At 36.1% G+C, this 20,354-nt stretch carries 11 protein-coding genes; 3 read left to right on the top strand and 8 right to left on the bottom strand.

Translation table 11 applies throughout. The features are described 5' to 3' along the window. Window positions 1-143: 143 nt before the first annotated feature. The gene (gene lysS, locus KO493_RS14530; protein WP_216068710.1) at window positions 144-1,838 is read left to right on the top strand and encodes a lysine--tRNA ligase; all 1,695 of its coding nucleotides are present in this window, start codon (window positions 144-146) and stop codon (window positions 1,836-1,838) included. Window positions 1,839-2,173: 335 nt separating this feature from the next. On the opposite strand, the gene KO493_RS14525 is transcribed toward lysS, so the two are convergent. The 8 genes from KO493_RS14525 to KO493_RS14490 form a co-directional block, all read right to left on the bottom strand. Further along, entirely contained in the window at window positions 2,174-3,829 is a 1,656-nt protein-coding gene (locus tag KO493_RS14525; RefSeq protein ID WP_216068709.1) for an alpha-amylase family glycosyl hydrolase, read from the bottom strand. 3 nt (window positions 3,830-3,832) lie between these two features. After that, window positions 3,833-5,719: an alpha-amylase family protein gene (locus KO493_RS14520; protein ID WP_216068708.1), complete on the bottom strand. Its 1,887-nt coding sequence runs from the start codon at window positions 5,717-5,719 to the stop codon at window positions 3,833-3,835. Window positions 5,720-5,725: 6 nt separating this feature from the next. Further along, entirely contained in the window at window positions 5,726-7,618 is a 1,893-nt protein-coding gene (locus KO493_RS14515) for a glycoside hydrolase family 13 protein (RefSeq protein WP_216068707.1), read from the bottom strand. Between the two features lie 52 nt (window positions 7,619-7,670). Then, window positions 7,671-9,785 (bottom strand): glycoside hydrolase family 97 protein, encoded by a 2,115-nt coding sequence (locus tag KO493_RS14510; protein WP_216068706.1) that lies wholly within the window; start codon window positions 9,783-9,785, stop codon window positions 7,671-7,673. Window positions 9,786-9,974: 189 nt separating this feature from the next. Beyond that, window positions 9,975-12,287 (bottom strand): glycoside hydrolase family 65 protein, encoded by a 2,313-nt coding sequence (locus KO493_RS14505; protein WP_216068705.1) that lies wholly within the window; start codon window positions 12,285-12,287, stop codon window positions 9,975-9,977. A gap of 89 nt (window positions 12,288-12,376) precedes the next feature. Next, on the bottom strand, window positions 12,377-13,033 hold the full coding sequence (gene pgmB, locus KO493_RS14500; protein WP_216068704.1) for a beta-phosphoglucomutase: 657 nt from the start codon (window positions 13,031-13,033) through the stop codon (window positions 12,377-12,379). Beyond that, window positions 13,033-14,412, bottom strand: coding sequence for an MFS transporter (locus tag KO493_RS14495; protein WP_216068703.1), 1,380 nt, complete (start codon window positions 14,410-14,412; stop codon window positions 13,033-13,035). Before KO493_RS14495 ends, pgmB begins: the two co-directional genes overlap by 1 nt. 135 nt (window positions 14,413-14,547) lie before the next feature. After that, complete coding sequence (locus KO493_RS14490) at window positions 14,548-15,588, bottom strand: LacI family DNA-binding transcriptional regulator (RefSeq protein ID WP_216068702.1); 1,041 nt, start codon at window positions 15,586-15,588, stop codon at window positions 14,548-14,550. A gap of 246 nt (window positions 15,589-15,834) precedes the next feature. On the opposite strand from KO493_RS14490, the gene KO493_RS14485 reads away from it, so the two are divergent. Both KO493_RS14485 and KO493_RS14480 read left to right on the top strand, forming a co-directional pair. Then, window positions 15,835-18,762 (top strand): SusC/RagA family TonB-linked outer membrane protein, encoded by a 2,928-nt coding sequence (locus KO493_RS14485; RefSeq protein ID WP_216068701.1) that lies wholly within the window; start codon window positions 15,835-15,837, stop codon window positions 18,760-18,762. Window positions 18,763-18,772: 10 nt separating this feature from the next. Beyond that, a complete protein-coding gene (locus KO493_RS14480) occupies window positions 18,773-20,350 on the top strand; it encodes a RagB/SusD family nutrient uptake outer membrane protein (protein WP_216068700.1) in 1,578 nt (525 codons plus the stop codon). Window positions 20,351-20,354: the final 4 nt, after the last annotated feature.

Genomic DNA, 20,354 nt, shown 5'->3' with positions numbered 1-20,354 from the left:
AGATTGCAACGGATAGCCCGACCATGTCCTGAGCGCAGTGGAAGGATGTGGGAACGCCCTAAAAATTCGTAAATCATTAGTTAAAAAAAGGAAATCAATTGATTATCTTTGCTTCTTAAAAATTTTCACACCGTATTTAGAGTATGTCACAATTATCTGAACAAGAGCTTGTAAGAAGAGAAAAATTAGCAAAATTACGCGAATTAGGAATTAACCCATATCCTGCAGATTTATACCCTGTAAACCACACATCTAGAGAAGTTAAAAATGACTTTGAGGAAGGCAAAGAAGTTGTAATCGCTGGACGATTAATGCTAATAAAGGTACAAGGAAAAGCCAGTTTCGCCCAATTACAAGATGCCGAAGGTAAAATACAGGTTTATTTTAATAGAGATGAAATTTGTCCGGGTGACGACAAAGTAAAATACAACGAGGTTTTTAAAAAACTTTTAGATTTTGGCGATTTTGTTGGAATTGAAGGTGAATTATTCACGACCAAGGTTGGAGAAAAATCGGTTAGAGTTAAAGACTTTACACTTTTAAGTAAGGCTTTAAAACCATTACCATTACCTAAAGAAAAAGATGGCGTTGTTTTCGATGCTTTTACAGATCCTGAACACCGTTACAGACAACGTTATGCAGATTTAGTAGTAAATCCGCATGTTAAAGACGTTTTTATAAAGCGTACCAAATTGTTTAATGCGATGCGGTCATTTTTTAATAACTCGGGTTATTTTGAAGTTGAAACGCCTGTTTTACAACCTATTCCTGGTGGAGCTGCGGCGCGTCCGTTTGTAACACACCACAATAGTTTAGATATTCCTTTATACATGCGAATTGCCAATGAGCTTTATTTAAAAAGGCTTATTGTTGGTGGTTTTGATGGGGTTTACGAATTTTCTAAAAACTTTAGAAACGAGGGTATGGACCGCACACATAATCCAGAATTCACAGCCATGGAAATTTATGTAGCTTATAAAGACTACAACTGGATGATGGATTTCTGTGAGCGTTTATTAGAATACTGTGCTATGGTAGTAAACGAATCGACTGTAGCGAAATTTGGCGAACATGAAATTAACTTTAAAGCGCCGTACGCTAGAGTAACAATGGCCGATTCTATTAAGGAGTTTACAGGTTTTGATATTACTGGTAAAACGGAAGATGAAATTAGACAAGCAGCCAAAGACCTAGGTGTTGAAGTTGATGAAACGATGGGGAAAGGTAAATTGATTGATGAAATTTTTGGTGAAAAATGTGAAGGCAACTACATCCAGCCAACTTTTATTACCGACTATCCAAAAGAAATGAGTCCGCTGTGTAAAGAACACCGAGACAACCCTGAATTAACAGAACGTTTTGAACTTATGGTTTGTGGTAAAGAAATAGCGAATGCTTATTCTGAGTTAAACGACCCCATAGATCAACGTGAGCGTTTTGAGCATCAATTAAAACTGGCTGCCAAAGGTGATGATGAAGCAACAGAGTTTATCGATCATGATTTCTTACGTGCTTTAGAATACGGTATGCCTCCTACATCTGGAATGGGTATTGGCATGGATCGATTAATTATGTTTTTAACAAACAACCAATCAATTCAAGAGGTATTATTCTTCCCGCAAATGCGTCCAGAGAAAAAAGCTGTACCTTTAAGTGATGAAGGTAAAGCGGTTTTAGACCTGTTAAAGAAGGCTGAAAAATTAGCTTTAACGGACTTAAAAACACAATCTGGTTTATCTAATAAAAAATGGGATAAAACGATTAAAGAGTTAACGAAACACAATCTGGCTAAAGTTGAAAAAACCGATGATGGTTTGTTTGTAGCAGTTATCGCTTAACAGATTTCACACGACATATTATTGCATAAAAAAAGCCGGTAAACTACTCCGGCTTTTTTATTAACAAACTAACTATACTAAACATAATTTTTAAACCAATATATTTTAAGATCAAAAAGTAATTTTAGGAGGTACTTTTTGATTGTACTTGTTTTAACTAATTACACTACAAAGAGAATGATTTTCTTGCTTATAGTTAAATAATTTAGATTTGTTTAACAGCATTACATCTAAACTTTACAATTCTCTTAAGATTACGCAATCCAAATGTTAATTTTTTAAGGAAACTTATTTTAATTCCTTATCGCCTGCTTTAACAAATTCAGCAAAAGACATTAATAGCTTTCTTCCAGAAGCAGGATATCAAAACCTGAATCAATCTCAACCTGCCCGTTTTTCACTATGGATTCTACTCCAGAATAAGCATCTCTAATTTTTGTACCTTCCTTAAAAACTTCTGAAACAGAAACAGACTTAAGCCCTTTATCTAGATTTAAACCAACAACAACGACATCTTTAAAGTTATTCTTATTGTAGCTTCGAGAAAACACGTAAGGTAGCTTAGATATCATTTGATGGCGCCCTGCTCCAATAGCAGGATGCTTTACTCGAAATTGACCTAATTTTTGCCAATGTTTTAAAACCAACTGTGTTTCTGTGTTTGTGTTAATAGCCTCCCAGTTCATAAACGAACGTAGGTTGGCATCTCCAACAGCACCTTCGACATGTAGTATTCTTGCTGATTCATCGCCGTAATATATTTGAGAGGCACCTTGAGACAATAATAATTTGGTAGCTGTCTCATAAGGTTTTTTACGCATGGGATCGAATGGTTGTCCGTCGTCATGAGAACTCAAATAATTCAAAACACTATAACCTTTTAAATTACCATGAAGTATGCTATCATATTTAGAAAACATACTTTCCAAATCCAATTGCTGTGCATTCCACTTAAATTCGAAATTTATGAGTTGATTGAAAGCTTTATCAAAATAATTTACTTTTTTATCTCCAAAATCGAAAGCTTTCTCGTGGCTTATGGCATAATTATAAACTTCCCCAACTAGGTAAAAGTCATTATCGTCTAAAACCTTTTCAGGGTTATTTGATTTAAACTCGGTAAAAGCAGCATTGACTACTTCTCTAAACTCTTGCCACACATAAGGCTCGGTATGTTTTACAGTATCGACGCGGTAACCATCAATTCCGAATTCGGTAATATAGTCGGAAAGCCATTTCATGATATAAAACCGCGGTGCTCTTGGGTATTTTGTACGCTTAAAGAAAGCATCTAATTCTGTGATTTCTTGTTCGTAACGGCCTTCTGCTTTCCATTTTTCAACCAATTGTATTGGAAGCTCTACAAGCTCATTACTTTCCGTTTTTATATCTGGTAGATTTTCCACCAAAGTACAATGTACGGTATGGCCATAATTTTTGTAGTCGCAAGCAGGTCCTGTTCTTACCCAATCGTCTGGCCATACGGGGTCTTTTTCGGTTACAGGCCCTGTGTGGTTTATAACAGCATCTAATACAATACGAATTCCTTTGCTGTGAGCAACCTCAACCAGTTTTTTCAAGTCTGCTTTTGTCCCGAAGTTAGGATCTAGGTTGGTCCAATCTTTAGTCCAATAACCATGAAAGCCATAAGATACGCCAGTACCTTCATCGGTACCGCCATGAATTTGCTCAACAATTGGTGTCATCCAAATGGCATTAACACCTAAATCTGTAAAGTAACCAGACGCTACTTTTTCAATCACACCTTTAAGGTCTCCACCTTCAAATCCTCTTAAAACGCCAGCTTCATCAGTTCTGTTGAAATTAATATCATTGGAAGTATCGGCGTTATTGAACCTATCGGTTAACATAAAATAAACAGTAGCGGCATCCCATGAAAATGGAATATCAATAACTTCCTTCGCTGTTGATTCTGATTTGTTTTGACATCCCATAAACACTACACTTAAAACAATAATTAACTTCCTCATGATTTACTGTAGTTTTAAAATAAAAGATTCTAAAGGTTTTACTATGATTTTTGCTGAAGCCCCATCTTTTGTAAGCTCTAATTTAGTTTTAAAAACATGAGCTAATTGATCTTCTAGGATATAGTCACCTGATTGTAATTGCCAAGTATTTATAAGGGCATCTGGTAATTTTAAAGTAAATTCAGCGCCATATTTGGCATCAAAATTGGCCACAACAATCAATTTTTCGTTATTACTCCAACGTGCAAAAGCTAAATGTTTTCCGCCATAGTTTGCTGTTTGGTTTTTGTTAAACTCGTGTAAATCCAGATACGCTCCCATTAGTGCCTCGCTTGTAATGGTAAAATTTAGTAAACGCTTATAAAAATCGCGTAACTCCAGCTCCTTAGGAGTTGATTTCCCGCCATCAAATTGCTTATTGTTCACCCAACGGTTAACACTCGGCACATTTCCATAATCAAAAATTGATGTTCTTGACGGGGCTCCAAAACCTAAATCTTCTGCTCCAGGCTCCCCAAATTCTTGTCCGAAATAAATTAAAGTAGGCGAAGAACTAATTGTTGCCGAAACCACCATAGCAGGTTTTGCTTTTAAAGGATCTCCGGCAAACTCCGGACTTGCAATACGCTGCTCGTCATGATTTTCGAGAAAGTGCAACATATGATGCTCAATATCCTTCAAATCTTCTTGAACCGCTGGAATATTATGGGTTTTACGCTTACCTTGAATCACATATTTTAAAGTATCATATAGCTGCACTTTATCATAGAGATAATCCATTTTTCCTTTTCGGATGTAATCACGATACAAATTCGGATTATAAACTTCGGCTAATAAAAAAGCATCAGGATTCTTCATTTTAATAGTGGAGTTCATATAACTCCAAAATTCCACAGGAACCATTTCAGCCATATCGTAACGAAAGCCATCAACACCTTTTTCAATCCAATACAAAGCGATGTCTTTAAATTTATCCCAAGAATTTGGCACTGTTTTATCCTTCCAGAATTCGAAATGCGCTTGATAATCTTTCATATCAAAATGATCAGGCAAGACGTCAAAATCACGGTTTCCTTCTGGAGAAACGCCATAATTAATTTTAACCGTTTCGTACCAATCGTTAGGATCTGGTTGTGATAAACGCGAACCATTCCCCGTCCATTTTGAAGGAATCTCTTCAAATTTTCCGTCGGATAAAGCATTCTTATCACCACCTAAAGGCAAATAACCATTTGGTCGTTCTGGCACCATAAAAACCTCATCTGGGTTATAGTAAAAATTATTATTCACGTCATAAACAACGGCAGTATCATCGTTTTCACCAAAATCGGACACCCCTTCTGGCTTAGAAATGCTCTCATATTTTCGAGCAACATGATTAGGAACAATATCAATAATCACTTTTAAACCAGCTTCGTGTGAACGCGCGATTAGTGCTTCAAATTCCTCTAAGCGTTTGGCTGGATCTTCAGCTAAATCTGGATTTACATTGTAGTAGTCTTTAACGGCATAAGGTGAGCCTGCACGACCTTTTACTACATCGGGATCGTCGTTAGAAATACCATATTTAGTGTAATCGGTAATAACTGCGTGGTGTGGTACGCCTGTGTACCAAATGTGAGTCACTCCTAAATCTTTAATTTCTTTTAAAGCCCTATCTGTAAAGTCATTAAACTTCCCTACACCATTTTCTTCAATGGTACCCCAAGGCTTATTTGTGGTATTGGTGTTTCCAAACAAGCGTGTAAACACTTGATAAACTACCGCTTTTTTAGGTGATTCTGTTGATGCGATCGTATCTTTCTTTTTAAGGGATTCTTTCTTGTTAGTCTGGCAACCAACAAATGCTGCTAAAGTAAGTGCAATAAGTATTATTCGAAATTTAAACATGGTATTTTATTTTGAGGTCAACAAGAGCATTCCTTTTTCTGATAACTTTAAATGGGAACCCCATTTTACTGGTGCACCCGATATCATATTTTTTAAAGATTTTCCTTCTAAACCTAATTCTTTATAATGACTTAAGTCTAAATCGATAGCTGCTTCATTTCTATTTAATACGAGGACTACCGTTTCGTCTCCTGCTATTCGAGCCAAAACATACACACCATTTTCGGGTGCAAAATGAATGGTTTCACCTTCATGAATGGCTTTACTATCTTTTCTATAATTAAGTACCTTCTGCACAAAATCCTGCATGCTCGCTTGATCTTTGCTTAAGCCATGTCCAGAAAAAGCATTCACCGCATCGCCTTCCCATCCACCAGGGAAATCGGTTCTTATTAAACCATGATCGTGAGGTTTTGCCGTATTCTGCATTAAAATTTCGGTACCATAATACAATTGGGGAATTCGAGGCATTAAAAACATATAACTTAACGCCATTTTAGTATGAGTTACATCTTCCTTGAGTTGCGTGAATATGCGATCCATATCATGATTGTCTGGAAAAATTAAAATAGACTCAGGCTTTGTATACACAAAATCGTCTGCCAAACCTTCATACATTTTCACCAAACCAGTACCCCAATCTTCTTTTTCATTTAAAGCCTTCACAATATTTTCTTGCATTGGAAAATCCATAGTAGACGTTAAATGTGATTCATAGCCTTCCTTATTTGGTGTTCCTGTTTGCCAGTAACGTACCAATAACGGATTCACACTCCACTCTTCACCCACAATACTAAAATTAGGATATTCTGTCATGATAGCCCCAGCCCAATCACTCATAAAATATTTATCGGGGTAAGGATAAGTATCTTGACGAATACCTCCAAGGCTTAAGGTTTCTATCCACCAAATATTATTTTGGATGATGTATTTTGCCATAAAAGGGTTCTTCTGATTTAAATCTGGCATTGAAGGCACAAACCAACCTTCAGTCATTTCCTTTTTATCAATTTTTGAAGCGTATACATCCTGATTTGTAGTTCGTCTGTGATTCGAATTTTTAAGCTCCCCTTTGTTTTCGAATGTTTTTTGTTGGTTTAGCCAGTCTTCAAAAGGCAAATCTTTCATCCACCAATGTTCGCTTCCGCAGTGATTTGCAACCATATCCATAATCAGTTTTAAACCACGCTCATTCATTTCTTGAGACAATTCAATGTATTCATCTAAAGTACCAAAACGCGGATCAACTTGATAAAAATCCGTCATCGCATAACCATGGTAAGACGAACTTGGCATATCGTTGGTTAGCATAGGTGTAGGCCAAATAGCTGTAAAACCTAAACCATGTATGTAATCCAGATTATTGATTATACCACGAATATCACCACCATGCCTGCCGTAATCATTTTTACGATCTAACACTTTTTCGTTCATGCTTTTAACAACATCATTTGATGTATCGCCATTAGCAAAACGATCAGGTGTGATTAAATAAATAGCATCACTACTATTAAATCCTACGTACGCTTCCGCGGATTTGTCTCTGGATTTTAATTCATACGTATAAACTATATTTTTGCCTTTCTTCGGTTTAAAAACAATCTCAAACTGTCCTGCTTTTGCTGATTTATCAATCTCTAAATCGATGAATAAATAATTCGAACTATGCGCTTGATGTGTTTTTTTAATGCTTACTCCTTCATAATTAATTTTAGGTGTGGTTTCTCCTATTTTAGGAGCGTGCACTAACAATTGTAATTCCGGATTTTGAAATCCCACCCACCAATTTGATGGATCAACACGTATGGTTTGCGCGTTTAAAGCCAAGCTAAAAACGATTAACAAGCCTAAAACAAGCCTTTGTTTACAGCATTTTATGTAGTTTCCATTTATTTGCATAACCAATATTTATGAGGGTTTACAACTTTCTTCTAAAAAGAAAATATTTAATTTATTTCACTTCTTTGATACTAATAGCGTAGCCACCACCAGGCACAGACACTTGCGAAAGCTTCGTTTTACTTGTCACTTTCTTTTTGTTGATGGTGTAGGCCTGCGGGTTTGTTCTATAATGCGCATCTTTAGCATCGGCATAAATGATCGCTTCGTATTTTTTTCCTTTTTCTAAGAAATCTAAAGAAATGTTAGACGTTCTCGTATCGTTGCCGTTTACATTTCCAACGAACCAATTATTACTTCCTTTTTCTTTACGAGCTACAGTAATATAATGACCAGGTTCGGCTTCTAAATATTTGCTTTCATCCCAATCGATGGCCACATCTTTTATAAACTGAAAGGCATCCATAAACTGTTCGTAATGTTCAGGTAAATCGGCTGCCATTTGCAACGGACTGTACATCGTAACATACAAGGCTAATTGATTAGCAATTGTGCTGTTTACGTGTGAATTATTTTCAGGATTTAATTTAGAAATATCCATTTCAAAAATACCTGGCGTATAATCCATAGGTCCTCCGATTAAACGTGTGAAAGGTAAAACCGTGACATGATTTGGTTTAGACCCACCAAAAGATTGATACTCTGTACCTCTAGCCGATTCGTTTCCTATTAAGTTTGGATAAGTTCTACAAATACCGGTTGGACGTACCGCTTCGTGCGCATTTACCATAATTTTATAATCTACTGCTTTTTCAATAGCATATTGATAATGATTTACAATCCACTGGTTATAATGGTTTTCACCACGTGGTAAAATATCGCCTACGTAACCACTTTTTACAGATTTATAACCGTGATCATTCATAAACTGATACGCTTCGTCCATATGGCGTTCATAGTTTCTTACAGAAGCAGAAGTTTCATGATGCATCATCATTTCAATGCCTTTAGATTTGGCATAGGCGTGAATTTCTTCAACATTAAAATCTGGATAAGGCGTTACAAAATCGAAAACATAATCTTTAGAATGCCCAAACCAATCTTCCCAACCTACATTCCAACCTTCAACCAATACGGCATCAAAGCCATGTTCTGAAGCAAAATCAATGTAACGTTTTACTTTGGTATTATTGGCTGAATGTGTTTTATTAGGTGTCACCTTAGAATAATCTGTAACTCCTAATTGCACTGCTGGCAATTCGTCTGTATATTGCCAAGCGCCTTTTCCTGTAATCATTTCCCACCAAACACCAATATATTTTACTGGTTTAATCCATGAAGTATCTTCAATAGCGCAAGGATCATTCAAGTTCAAGGTCATTTTTGATGCTAATATATCACGAGTATCGTCACTCACCATAATCGTTCGCCAAGGTGACTTTGCAGGCGCTTGCATATAACCTTTATCGCCGTTAGCATCTGGGGTTAACCATGACTGAAAAACCATGTTTTTATCATCCAAATTAAGATGCATGCAAGAATAATTAATTAAAGCCGCTTCATGCAAATTTAAATACAACCCATCGTCGGTTTTCATTATTAGTGAGGTTTGTACTCCTGTTGGAGAAAAAGAGGTTTGTGATAAATTTTCGGTAACAGCCCCTTCATAAAAACCACGAATTTCCGAAAGTTTAGATTCTGTATAATCATACTCTTGAGTATCATAATCTCCAGGAATCCAAAATGCCGTATGATCGCCAGTCATTGCAAATTCGCTGCGCTCTTCCTTAATGGTAAAGTACACCAAGTTTTTCTGTGCAGGAAATTCGTATCGAAAGCCTAAACCTTCATCAAACAAACGAAAACGAACAATCATAACGCGTTCGGTTTCCTTTTGAGTTAAGGTGACTGCCAATTCGTTATAGTGATTACGAATTGATTCTTCTTCACCCCAAACAGGTTTCCAAGTTTCATTAAACGTGGCTGTTTCGGTTTTTGAAATCGTAAAATCATCCAATAGCGATTTGTTATCATCCTTCAACTCTAAACCTAAAGCACTGGTTTTAACAACCGCCTTATTTTTATAATGCAATTTATAAGTTGGTGTACCATCTTTTTTTAGTTCAAAATGCATGTTTAAATCACCATTGGGAGATTTTAAGTCCTGCCCATGAGTTAAACAAACCACTGAAAACAAAAGCCCTAAGGTTAATATTACTGATTTCATAAGTCCTATTTTTTTTATTAATAATTTTTTTTTGTATATCCGTTTTGTAACCTAAACATTGTATTTACGTCATTCCGAATTTATTTCGGAATCTCATAAAGCTGATAATTAATATATTGTGATGAGAACCTGAAACAAGTTCAGGTTGACGATAACAATTATGTCACATTACGGATAATCAGTGTTTTTTTAACTATTCAATACCTGAGATTCGGTTGCTTTTAATGTTAAAGGTTTGTCTTTACAAGTTATGGTTAATGCACTTCCTCTTTCTAAAGTAAAGGTCGTTTCTTCCTTAGTGACATCAACTTTAAGTATTTGATTTCTGAAATTCACTTTAAACGAATAACCATCCCACTGTTCTGGAATTTTAGGATCAAAAGACAAGCTATTGTCTTTTACACGCATGCCTCCAAAACCTTCAACAATACTCATCCATGTTCCTGCCATTGAAGTAATATGTAAACCTTCTTCTACTTCTTTGTTATAATCGTCTAAATCTAAACGTGAGGTACGCAAATAGAATTCATAAGCCTGATCCATACGATCTAATTTTGCAGCCTGAATACTATGCACACAAGGTGATAGTGAACTTTCATGAACTGTAAACGGCTCGTAGAAATCGAAATGACGTTCTAATTCTTCTGTAGTAAAATCGTCTTCAAAAAAGTAGAATCCTTGCAAGGTATCTGCTTGTTTAATGTATGGTGAACGTAAAATACGATCCCATGACCATTTTTGATTAATCGGTCTAGATGCTTTATCAAGATCGGCTACGGTGATTAATTCTTTATCAAGAAAACCGTCTTGTTGCAAATACACTTGGTATTTCTCTGAATACGGAAAATACATATTTCCGGCAACAGCTTTCCACTGTTCTAATTCAGCTTCAGTAAGCTTGACTTTAGCTTCAATTCTTTTGTTATCTGAAGGGTATTCTTTAGCAACCTTTTCAATATTTTCTAAGGCATAATCGATACACCATTTTGCTATATAATTGGTGTAAAAATTATTATTGACGTTGTTTTCGTATTCATTAGGCCCTGTTACTCCTAAGATGACATATTTATCATGCGCAGCAGATAACGTAGCACGTTGTTGCCAAAAACGAGCAATCCCAATTAAAACTTCTAAGCCCTTTTCTGGGATATAACTATAATCGTTGGTGTAACGGTAGTAGTTAAAAATGGCATAAGAAATAGCCCCGTTTCTATGAATTTCTTCGAAAGTGATTTCCCATTCGTTATGGCACTCTTCTCCATTCATGGTTACCATGGGATACAAGGCTGCACCATTAGTAAATCCGAGTTTCTCAGCATTTTCGATGGCACGATCTAAATGATTATAACGGTATTCCAACAAATTACGTGCTACTTTTTGATCTTTAGTTGCCATGTAAAACGGAATACAATACGCTTCGGTATCCCAGTAAGTACTGCCACCGTACTTTTCACCTGTAAAACCTTTTGGCCCAATATTTAAAGTAGCATCTTTCCCTAAATAGGTATGATTTAATTGCATGATATTAAAGCGAATACCTTGCTGTGCTTTGACATCACCAGAAATGGTAATATCGGCCATATCCCAAATTTTAGCCCAAGCTTCTTTTTGTTTGTTCAACAAAGCATCAAAACCAAGTTCAACGGCTTGAGAGAGCACAGCTTTGGCAGCATTCAACAATTGTTTTTTATCATGGTTTCTGTCGACTACATATCCTCCAAATTTATTTATCGAAAAAGTTTCGTTGGCTTTAACTTTCGTAGTGTATTCGAAACCAATACGCGTTTCTAAATGCGTAACTTTTGGCTCAATATCTAAAGGCTCACCTGCTAAGGCGCATTTAGACTCCATAAAAGTACAGGTATGGAATTGCGTTTTCATGGTGTGAGCTTCTATAAACGCTTGATTTCCATTTTGAGTGACTGCGGTAGTTTCCCAAAATTTATCATCCCAGTTGGTATCTTCATTGGTAATACTAGAGTCTAAATAAGGTTCAAAAGTTATTTCAGCACCACCATTTAAAGGTGTGATATGAAATTCAATGGCCCCTACTTCATCTAAATCAACACTCAAAAAACGTTTTGTTTCCACTAAAACCTCAACATCGTTGGGCATGGTTGCTTTGAAGCTTCTAGACAACCAACCTTCTTTCATATTTAATTCACGCTTAAAATCGGTAATGTTTTTACATGTGAATAAATCTAACGTATTGGCGTTCACAAATACATTAATACCAATCCAGCTAGGTGCATTTAATACTTTAGCAAAATATTCAGGATAGCCATTTTTCCACCATCCTACGCGTGTTTTATCTGGATAATATATTCCAGCGATATAACTTCCTTGAAACGTTGGTCCGGAATAATGTTCTTCAAAATTAGCACGTTGCCCCATGGCACCGTTTCCAATACTGAATAAACTTTCTGACGATTTAACACGGTCTACATCAAATCCCTCTTCAATAATCGACCAGTTATCTGGTTTTATATAATCTTGATTCATTTTTTATTTTGGATAAATAAGAATTAAAAAGAACATTTGACTTCAATCATCTTGAAAGCCTTTTAATCGCACTTTTAATCCCTTTTTTTCTATTTATAAATTAATTCGTTTAAAAAGTGTTCTGAAATTTCACTGAAATCGTTAAAAATATAATCGGCTTCATGTAACACATCTTTACTTCCAATACCGATGGAAATCATGTTGGCTGTATTTGCTGCCTGCACACCTGCCACAGAATCTTCAAAAACAACACAATCTTCTGGATTACAATGAATAGAAGCTGCTGCATTTAAAAACACTTCTGGATCTGGTTTGGCTTTAGTGACATCATTACCATCCACAATGGTTTCAAACTTGGAAATCAAGTTTACTTTTTCTAAAATACGTCTGGCATTTTTACTGGCTGAACCCAAAGAAACCCCCTGATTGTTAGCGATTAAAAAATCTAAAACCTTTGGAACATCTACTAAAATTTCTGAATCACCCATTTTATCAATATAACCTAGATACTCATCATTTTTCAGGGTCATGAGTGCTTGGAATTTCTCTTCGGAAACCGTTGTATTTCCCCAGGCCAAAATTTTATTTAGTGAGTCTACACGACTTACACCTTTAAGTTGCTCGTTCTGTGCTTCGGTAAAATCGAACCCTAAACTATTGGCTAGGTTCTTCCATGCCAAGAAGTGGTACTTTGCAGTGTCTACGATGACACCGTCTAAATCGAAAATAAATCCTTTTCTTTTCATTACTGTTCTAATTCTGGTTGATATGAAATGGCATTTTTATCTGTAATCAATAAATTACAGAGTCCTGCAATAATTAAACTTAATCCTGCAACTAACATGGCGTTAATCGCTTCTTCACCTATTAAATTGGAAATAAAGTTGATGCCTCCAATGGCTGCAATAATTTGCGGCATCACAATAAACATGTTGAATATCCCCATGATAACACCCATTTTATTGGGATTTACAGAGCTTGATAACATCGCATACGGCATAGACAAAATACTCCCCCAAGCGATTCCTACTAGAATGAATGAATACTTTAGAAATTCTGGAGAAGGCACATAGTACATACTTAAGAAACCTATACCGCCCATAATAAGAGAAAACATATGAACATACTTTCTATTAATGCGTTTTTTGGACGTATAAAAAGCTAAAACCAGTGCAAATGCCATAGATGACAAACCGTAGATTCCCATAGAAGATCCCACCAAATTCGATGCTTTTTGAAAAGCTGTATTTGCCACATCAAAAGCTTCCGCTTGAGCTGGAATAGCTAAATCGTAAGCCGATTCTATAGGTGCTGGTGTATGAAATACATGCTCCGTTAAGGCTGGATTGGCTAAACTCCACATGGTAAAAAAGGCAAACCAACTAAAAAACTGAATCAATCCTAGTTTCTTCATAGTTGTTGGCATGTTGCCAATATTATTCATGATGTCTGAAACGAATTGATTTTTCTTAGCTTTTTCTTCTTCGAAAGCCTTCATGTCCTCTGGCGGATATTCAGTAGTTGTAAACACAGTATATAAAATACTAGCTAAAAACACCACAGCTCCAATTCCAAAAGCCACTTTTACCGACATAGGTACCACGCCCATAGGGGCTGAATCACTCACACCAAGTTGCGAAACCATCCAAGGTAAATTACTTGCAACCCAAGTTCCAATACCAATTATTAAAGTTTGAACAACAAAACCATACGAGCGTTGTGAATCTGGCAATTTATCGGCAACCAGCGCTCTAAAGGGTTCCATAGAAACATTTATTGAAGCATCAAGAATCCATAAAAAACCGGCCGCCACCCATAATGCTGGTGAATGCGGTACAATAAGTAAAGCTATGGAACTTAAAATAGCGCCTATTAGAAAGTAAGGTCTACGACGACCCCAACGCGGACTCCACGTGCGGTCACTCATATAACCTATAATAGGCTGAACCAATAAACCTGTTAAAGGTGCAGCAATCCATAACAATGGAATAGCCTCTTTATCAGCTCCTAGTGTTTGAAATATTCGAGACATAAAGCCTCCTTGTAATGCAAATCCGAATTGTATTCCCAGAAAACCGAAACTCATGTTCCAAATTTCCCAGAAACTAAGGGCGCGCTTTTTCATTAATAGTATATTTAAAATGAATACTATTGATAAGCGGAAAAAATACTTATCAAAACTTTATTACCTGAGAAGTAAAAATATAAGTCTTGATCTGGGGCAAATATACAAAAGATTTCTATTTGACCATGTTAATTTTTATTTTGTTGATTCTCTTTCAATCAATTCTGTCTCTATAACTACCGTTCTTACAGGGTCTTCCGGAGATTCACTCTCTATTTTTTCGATGATTAATGAGGCTGCAACCTCCCCTATTTTATGCCCATATTGTGTTACAGTTGTTAAACTCGGTGTTGCATGTCTTGATAAAACACCATCGGTAAAACCAATAACTTGAATGTCTTCAGGAATACGTTTTCCTAAATTCCTAGCCACTTTCATAGCCGTAACAGCATAGAGTTCATTAACTGCAAACACACCATCAATTTGAGGATTCATTAAAAACAAGGTTTTAATTTCTTTCTCTAATACATCTATATAGTCTTCTGAAACTAATTTGTCATCTACTTTTAAAATTAGCTCAGCCTCCGTCGTAATTTCGTGCTTATTTAAAGCTTCAATATACCCTTGAGTTCTTAACCTACCCACACTTATATAATCCATGGTAGTTATCAAGGCAATATGCTTACAGTTATTTGCTACAAGTTTATTTACTGCTTTCTTAGCGGCTTCAACATCATCAATAATTACCTTATCACAGCGAATTTCACTTACCACACGATCAAACATCACGATAGGCATCCCTTGATTAATAGTTTCATTTAAATGATGATAATCTTGTTTTAATAAGGTTTGCTTAGAAATGGACATAATAAAACCATCAATACTTCCGCTGGCTAACATCTCCATGTTAATCACCTCTTTATCAAACGATTCATTAGATAATCCAATAATCACATTATAGCCTTTTTTATTGGCCAAATGCTCAATTCCTTGAATAACTTTAGTAAAAAAGTGGTGTACAATTTCAGGAATAATTACTCCTATAGTTTTGGTTTTTCTATTCTTTAGACTTAACGCAATGTTATTAGGTCTGTAGTTATAATATTTAGCAAAAGCTTGTATCTTTTCTTTTGTTTCTTCACTAATTTCTTGACTATTCCTTAAGGCTTTGGACACCGTGCCTATAGACACATCTAATTCTTTAGCTATCTGCTTTAAGGTTATTTTACGTTTCATGAATAGATTTTTGTTAAAGTAAAGATATCAGTTTAATTGCAATTTTAATCCGTTTTTAATAAATTCTCAGTTTAAAAGCGAAATATCACAGCAAAAACAAAAAGTTACTAACACGCAAACGTTTTCGCTGAGAATTTCGTAACTAATAATTCATATTTAACATTTCATTTACATAATTTTAACCTCGAGAAGTAAAAATATATTCTACCAACTTAAACTAAATCACAATTAACTTAATTAGATCGTATGAAAACAATTATAAATAGTTTATTACTGACACTGTTTTTTGCTCCAGCCTTCGTGTTGGCGCAAAGCACCGTAACAGGAATGGTATCGGAGACCGATACTAATATCCCCATAGCAGGTGTTAATATTATTGTTAAAGGGACCACTACAGGTACTGTTACCGATTTCGACGGAAATTTTTCACTGTCTGTTAGCCAAGGCAATGTATTACAGTTTTCCTATCTGGGGTTTGTTACACAAGAAATCACTTATAGTGGACAAGCACCTCTAAATGTTCAACTGGTGGAAGACACCTCCGTTTTAGATGAAGTAGTCGTTATTGGCTATGGTGCCGTAAAAAAAGAAGACGTAACAGGTGCGGCCGACCTTGTAACAGACAAAGATTTTAATCAAGGCCCCGTAGTTTCGGCGCCTCAGTTAATTCAAGGTAAAGTAGCTGGGGTTTCTGTAACCTCTAGCAGTGGAGCTCCTGGCGACGGCCAAGAGATTAGAATTCGTGGTAACAGCTCGTTATCACTAAACAATAATCCTTTAGTTGTAATTGATGGTATTCCTTTAGATCAAGGCGGTATTGGAGGGTCTAGAAATCCATTAAATATGGTTAACCCTAACGATATCGAGAGCATGACCGTATTAAAAGATGCCTCGGCAACTTCAATTTATGGATCTCGTGCTGCGAATGGTGTTATAATCGTTACCACTAAAAAAGGAAAAGACGGCGACTTCAAATTCAATTTAAGCTCTTTAACTTCGGTAGGGTCTCCTATAGACAAAGTAGATGTTTTAAACGCAGACGAATTTCGTAACATTGTTATGAATCATCCACAAGCCAATGCGACAACTTTAAGCTTACTACAGGATTATGATACCGATTGGCAAGATGAAATTTATGGTAGTGCTTTTGGGCAAGACCATTCTTTTAGTGCTACAGGGAAAGCTTTTGGAGTACCAATGCGTGCTTCTATTTCATATACTGATTTTGAAGGAATCTTGAAACGTGATAATTTTAAAAGAACCACGGGAGCCCTTAGTTTAACGCCTAAATTATTTGATGATCATTTAAAAATTGAATTAAACGCAAGAGGTACCTACACTGAAAATGCTTTTGGAAACCGTGATGCTATTAGTTCGGCTAATAGTTATGCCCCAACACAGCCAATTTACGATTCTAGCTTGCCGTACGGCGGATATTCTTCGTGGATTGATCCTGCTACAGGATTAGAACCAAGTTTAGCAAATACCAATCCAGTGGCTCTATTAAATTTAAAAGACGATGTTGCCGAGGTAAGAAGGTTTATTGGTAATGCTAAGTTTGACTATAATTTACATTTCTTTCCAGACCTAACAGCTACTGTTAATGCGGCTTTAGACAAATCAAACAGTCATGGTCGTGTGATCACCTCAGAGTTGATGCCTACAACAGATCCTACTTGGAACGGTGCTAGAACCAGCTTTAGAAATGAATCAACTAACAATTTATTTGATGCTTATCTTACTTACAACAAAACACTTAATGAGGCACACAAATTAACTGTTGTTGGTGGTTACTCGTATCAATCATTTGAATACGACAATTATAGCTACGACAGTGAGCTTGAAGAACGCGGCAATACTTATGAGTTTATAGACAAAAGTAAAAACGTGCTTTTATCTTACTTTGGCAGACTTAACTATGGTTACGACAACAGATACTTACTTACTGCAACTTTAAGAGCCGATGCTTCTTCTAAATTAAATCCAGACAACCGTTGGGGCTATTTTCCTTCTGTGGCTTTAGCTTGGAACATGCATAACGAAAACTTTTTAGAAGACTCTTCGGTATTAAACGAATTAAAACTAAGAGTTGGTTATGGTGAAGTTGGTAACGTTAATGGTTTAGGTGACTACCAATTCCTGACGCGTTATTTAGGAAGTCAATCTAATGCAAACTACCAATTTGGTAATAGTTTTTACCAAACATACAGACCAGATCCTATCAACCCAGATTTACGTTGGGAAATTGGTAACACATTAAATGTAGGTTTAGATTATAGTTTATTAAACCGAAGAATATCTGGATCATTTAACGCATATATTAAACAAACAAAAGATTTAATCGCTTTTGCTTCAGTAGATCCTTTTACCAACTTTGGTAGCCGTATCGACAAAAACATAGGCGACATGGAAAACAAAGGGGTAGAATTTGCTATCAATGTTATTCCTGTAAGAACTGATGATTTTGAATGGTCGGTTAGCTATAACATCGCACTAAACGATAATCAAATTACAGATTTACCTTTCGATCAAGTTACAGGAGGTATTAGCGGAGGCGTTGGTAACAACATTCAATTACATACCGAAGGTGAAGCACCGTATAGCTTTTATGTTTTCCAACAAATTTATGACAATAATGGAAAACCTATCGAAGGTGCTTTTGTAGATAGAAATGGAGATAACGTAATTAATGATGCCGATAAATACGTTCACAAAAACCCGTATGCAGATGTGATTATGGGTTTAAACACAAATCTTACTTATAAAAACTGGGATTTAGCAATTATTACAAGAGCTAACATAGGGAACTATGCTTATAACAACGTAGCTTCAGGAAATTCATACTTAAATGGGGTTATTCCAACAACCAACAATTTCTTATGGAACATCCACTCAGATTATTTATACACTGGTTTTAAAAACCAAACAGACAACAATTTCTTAAGCAGTCATTTTATCGAAGATGCGTCTTTCTTTAAGTTAGATAACATCACATTAGGCTACACGCTAAACGATGCCGTTAAAGACGCTTCAATTAGATTGTATGGCTCTGTTCAAAACCTGTTAACCATTACAGATTACAATGGTTTAGATCCTGAAATTAATGGCGGGATAGACAATAGCTTTTACCCAAGACCTAGAACAATAGTATTGGGACTTAATGTTGGATTTTAAAAATTGAATTATGAAAAATATAATAAACAGAATTATTCCAATTTTAACTATCTCGTTTTTCATGGTATCATGTCATGGCGATTTAGATCAATTTCCAATTGATCCAGATAGTTTCACAGAACAAGATGTTTTTGCTAATGCCACCGAAGCAAAAGGAGCTCTGGCCAAACTATACGCCAGTTTAGCCTTAACCGGTCAAGATGGTGGCGATGGCGGAAATGCCGATATTACAGATATTGAGCAAGGATTTTCTCAATACACACGTATGTTATTTAACCTTAACGAACTTACTACCGATCATGGTGTTGTAGGTTGGGGAGATAGTGGTTTACCTGATTTACATGGTATGTACTGGACGGGTAGTAACAGTTTCACAGGTGCTATGTACCTACGTTTAGCACAACAAGTATCATTTTGCAACTCTTTTATCACAAATGCGGAAGGTCTATCTGATGCTGAAGCACAAACTTTTATTGCTGAGGCTCGTTTTTTAAGAGCATTCGCCTATTATAATCTCATAGATTTCTACGGAAGCGTGCCTTTAGTAACAAAAATTACTACAGACCTTCCTTCGCAGGCAAGCAGAACAGAACTTTTTAATTTTGTTGAAACAGAATTACTAGAAGTTAAAGATTTACTTCCAGATGCAAAAGGTAACGAATACGGACGTGTCGATAAGGTTGCTGCTTGGGCATTACTGTCTAAATTATACTTAAATGCAGATGTATGGACAGGAACAGATAGATATAGTGATTGTGTGGCTTACTCAAACGATGTTATCAACTCATCGTACGCTATTAATACAGTTGATGCGAACGGAAACGGAACGGCATATGATGAATTATTCTTAGCCGACAACAACTCTAACGGTGCACAAAACGAATTTATTTTCTTAGTAAATTTTGATGGAAAACAATCGACAACCTACGGTGGTTCTACTTTCTTAATCCATGCTGCCATTGGCGGAACTATGGATCCAACAGAATTTGGAGTAAACGGAGGCTGGGGTGGTAACCGTGTTACTAAAAACCTAGTAAACAAATTTGAAACTGGAGATCAACGTGGTATGTTCTATACTGATGGTCAAAATTTAGAAATTGAAAGCATCCCTCAATTTAGTGAAGGTTACGCATGTACTAAGTTTAAAAACATCGACTCGAATGGTGAGCAAGGAAACGATAAAACAGGTGAGTTTACAGATGTCGATTTGGCTCTTATTCGCCTTCCAGAAATCTTTTTAAACTATGCTGAAGCCTCATTAAGAGGTGGCGGTGGCGACATGAACACTGCTGTAACTTTAATTAACCAATTAAGAGAACGTGCTTATGGTGATGCTTCAGGAAATATTTCTGCGGCAGACCTCGATTTACAATTTGTACTAGACGAACGCTCTAGAGAATTGTATTGGGAAGGCCAAAGACGTACCGATTTAGTACGTTACAATTTCTTTACAACAGCAAATTATTTATGGCCTTTTAAAGCCAATCAAAAAAACGGTACATCAACAGATCCGTTTAGAAACATTTTTCCAATTCCAAATAATACCATTTCAACTAATCCTAACTTAATACAAAATCCAGGTTACTAACTAA

Origin of the sequence: Pseudotamlana agarivorans (assembly GCF_018860245.1) — a bacterium.
GTDB classification, from domain to species: domain Bacteria; phylum Bacteroidota; class Bacteroidia; order Flavobacteriales; family Flavobacteriaceae; genus Pseudotamlana; species Pseudotamlana agarivorans_A.
This window is presented reverse-complemented; position numbering and strand designations above follow the sequence as displayed.

Coding starts and splice junctions, on each gene's coding strand:
- pgmB (WP_216068704.1), bottom strand. CDS start 13,033: ATGAAAAGAAAAGGATTTATTTTCGATTTAGACGGTGTCATCGTAGAC.
- KO493_RS14480 (WP_216068700.1), top strand. CDS start 18,773: ATGAAAAATATAATAAACAGAATTATTCCAATTTTAACTATCTCGTTT.
- KO493_RS14505 (WP_216068705.1), bottom strand. CDS start 12,287: ATGAATCAAGATTATATAAAACCAGATAACTGGTCGATTATTGAAGAG.
- KO493_RS14515 (WP_216068707.1), bottom strand. CDS start 7,618: ATGCAAATAAATGGAAACTACATAAAATGCTGTAAACAAAGGCTTGTT.
- KO493_RS14520 (WP_216068708.1), bottom strand. CDS start 5,719: ATGTTTAAATTTCGAATAATACTTATTGCACTTACTTTAGCAGCATTT.
- KO493_RS14485 (WP_216068701.1), top strand. CDS start 15,835: ATGAAAACAATTATAAATAGTTTATTACTGACACTGTTTTTTGCTCCA.
- KO493_RS14490 (WP_216068702.1), bottom strand. CDS start 15,588: ATGAAACGTAAAATAACCTTAAAGCAGATAGCTAAAGAATTAGATGTG.
- KO493_RS14510 (WP_216068706.1), bottom strand. CDS start 9,785: ATGAAATCAGTAATATTAACCTTAGGGCTTTTGTTTTCAGTGGTTTGT.
- KO493_RS14495 (WP_216068703.1), bottom strand. CDS start 14,412: ATGAAAAAGCGCGCCCTTAGTTTCTGGGAAATTTGGAACATGAGTTTC.
- lysS (WP_216068710.1), top strand. CDS start 144: ATGTCACAATTATCTGAACAAGAGCTTGTAAGAAGAGAAAAATTAGCA.
- KO493_RS14525 (WP_216068709.1), bottom strand. CDS start 3,829: ATGAGGAAGTTAATTATTGTTTTAAGTGTAGTGTTTATGGGATGTCAA.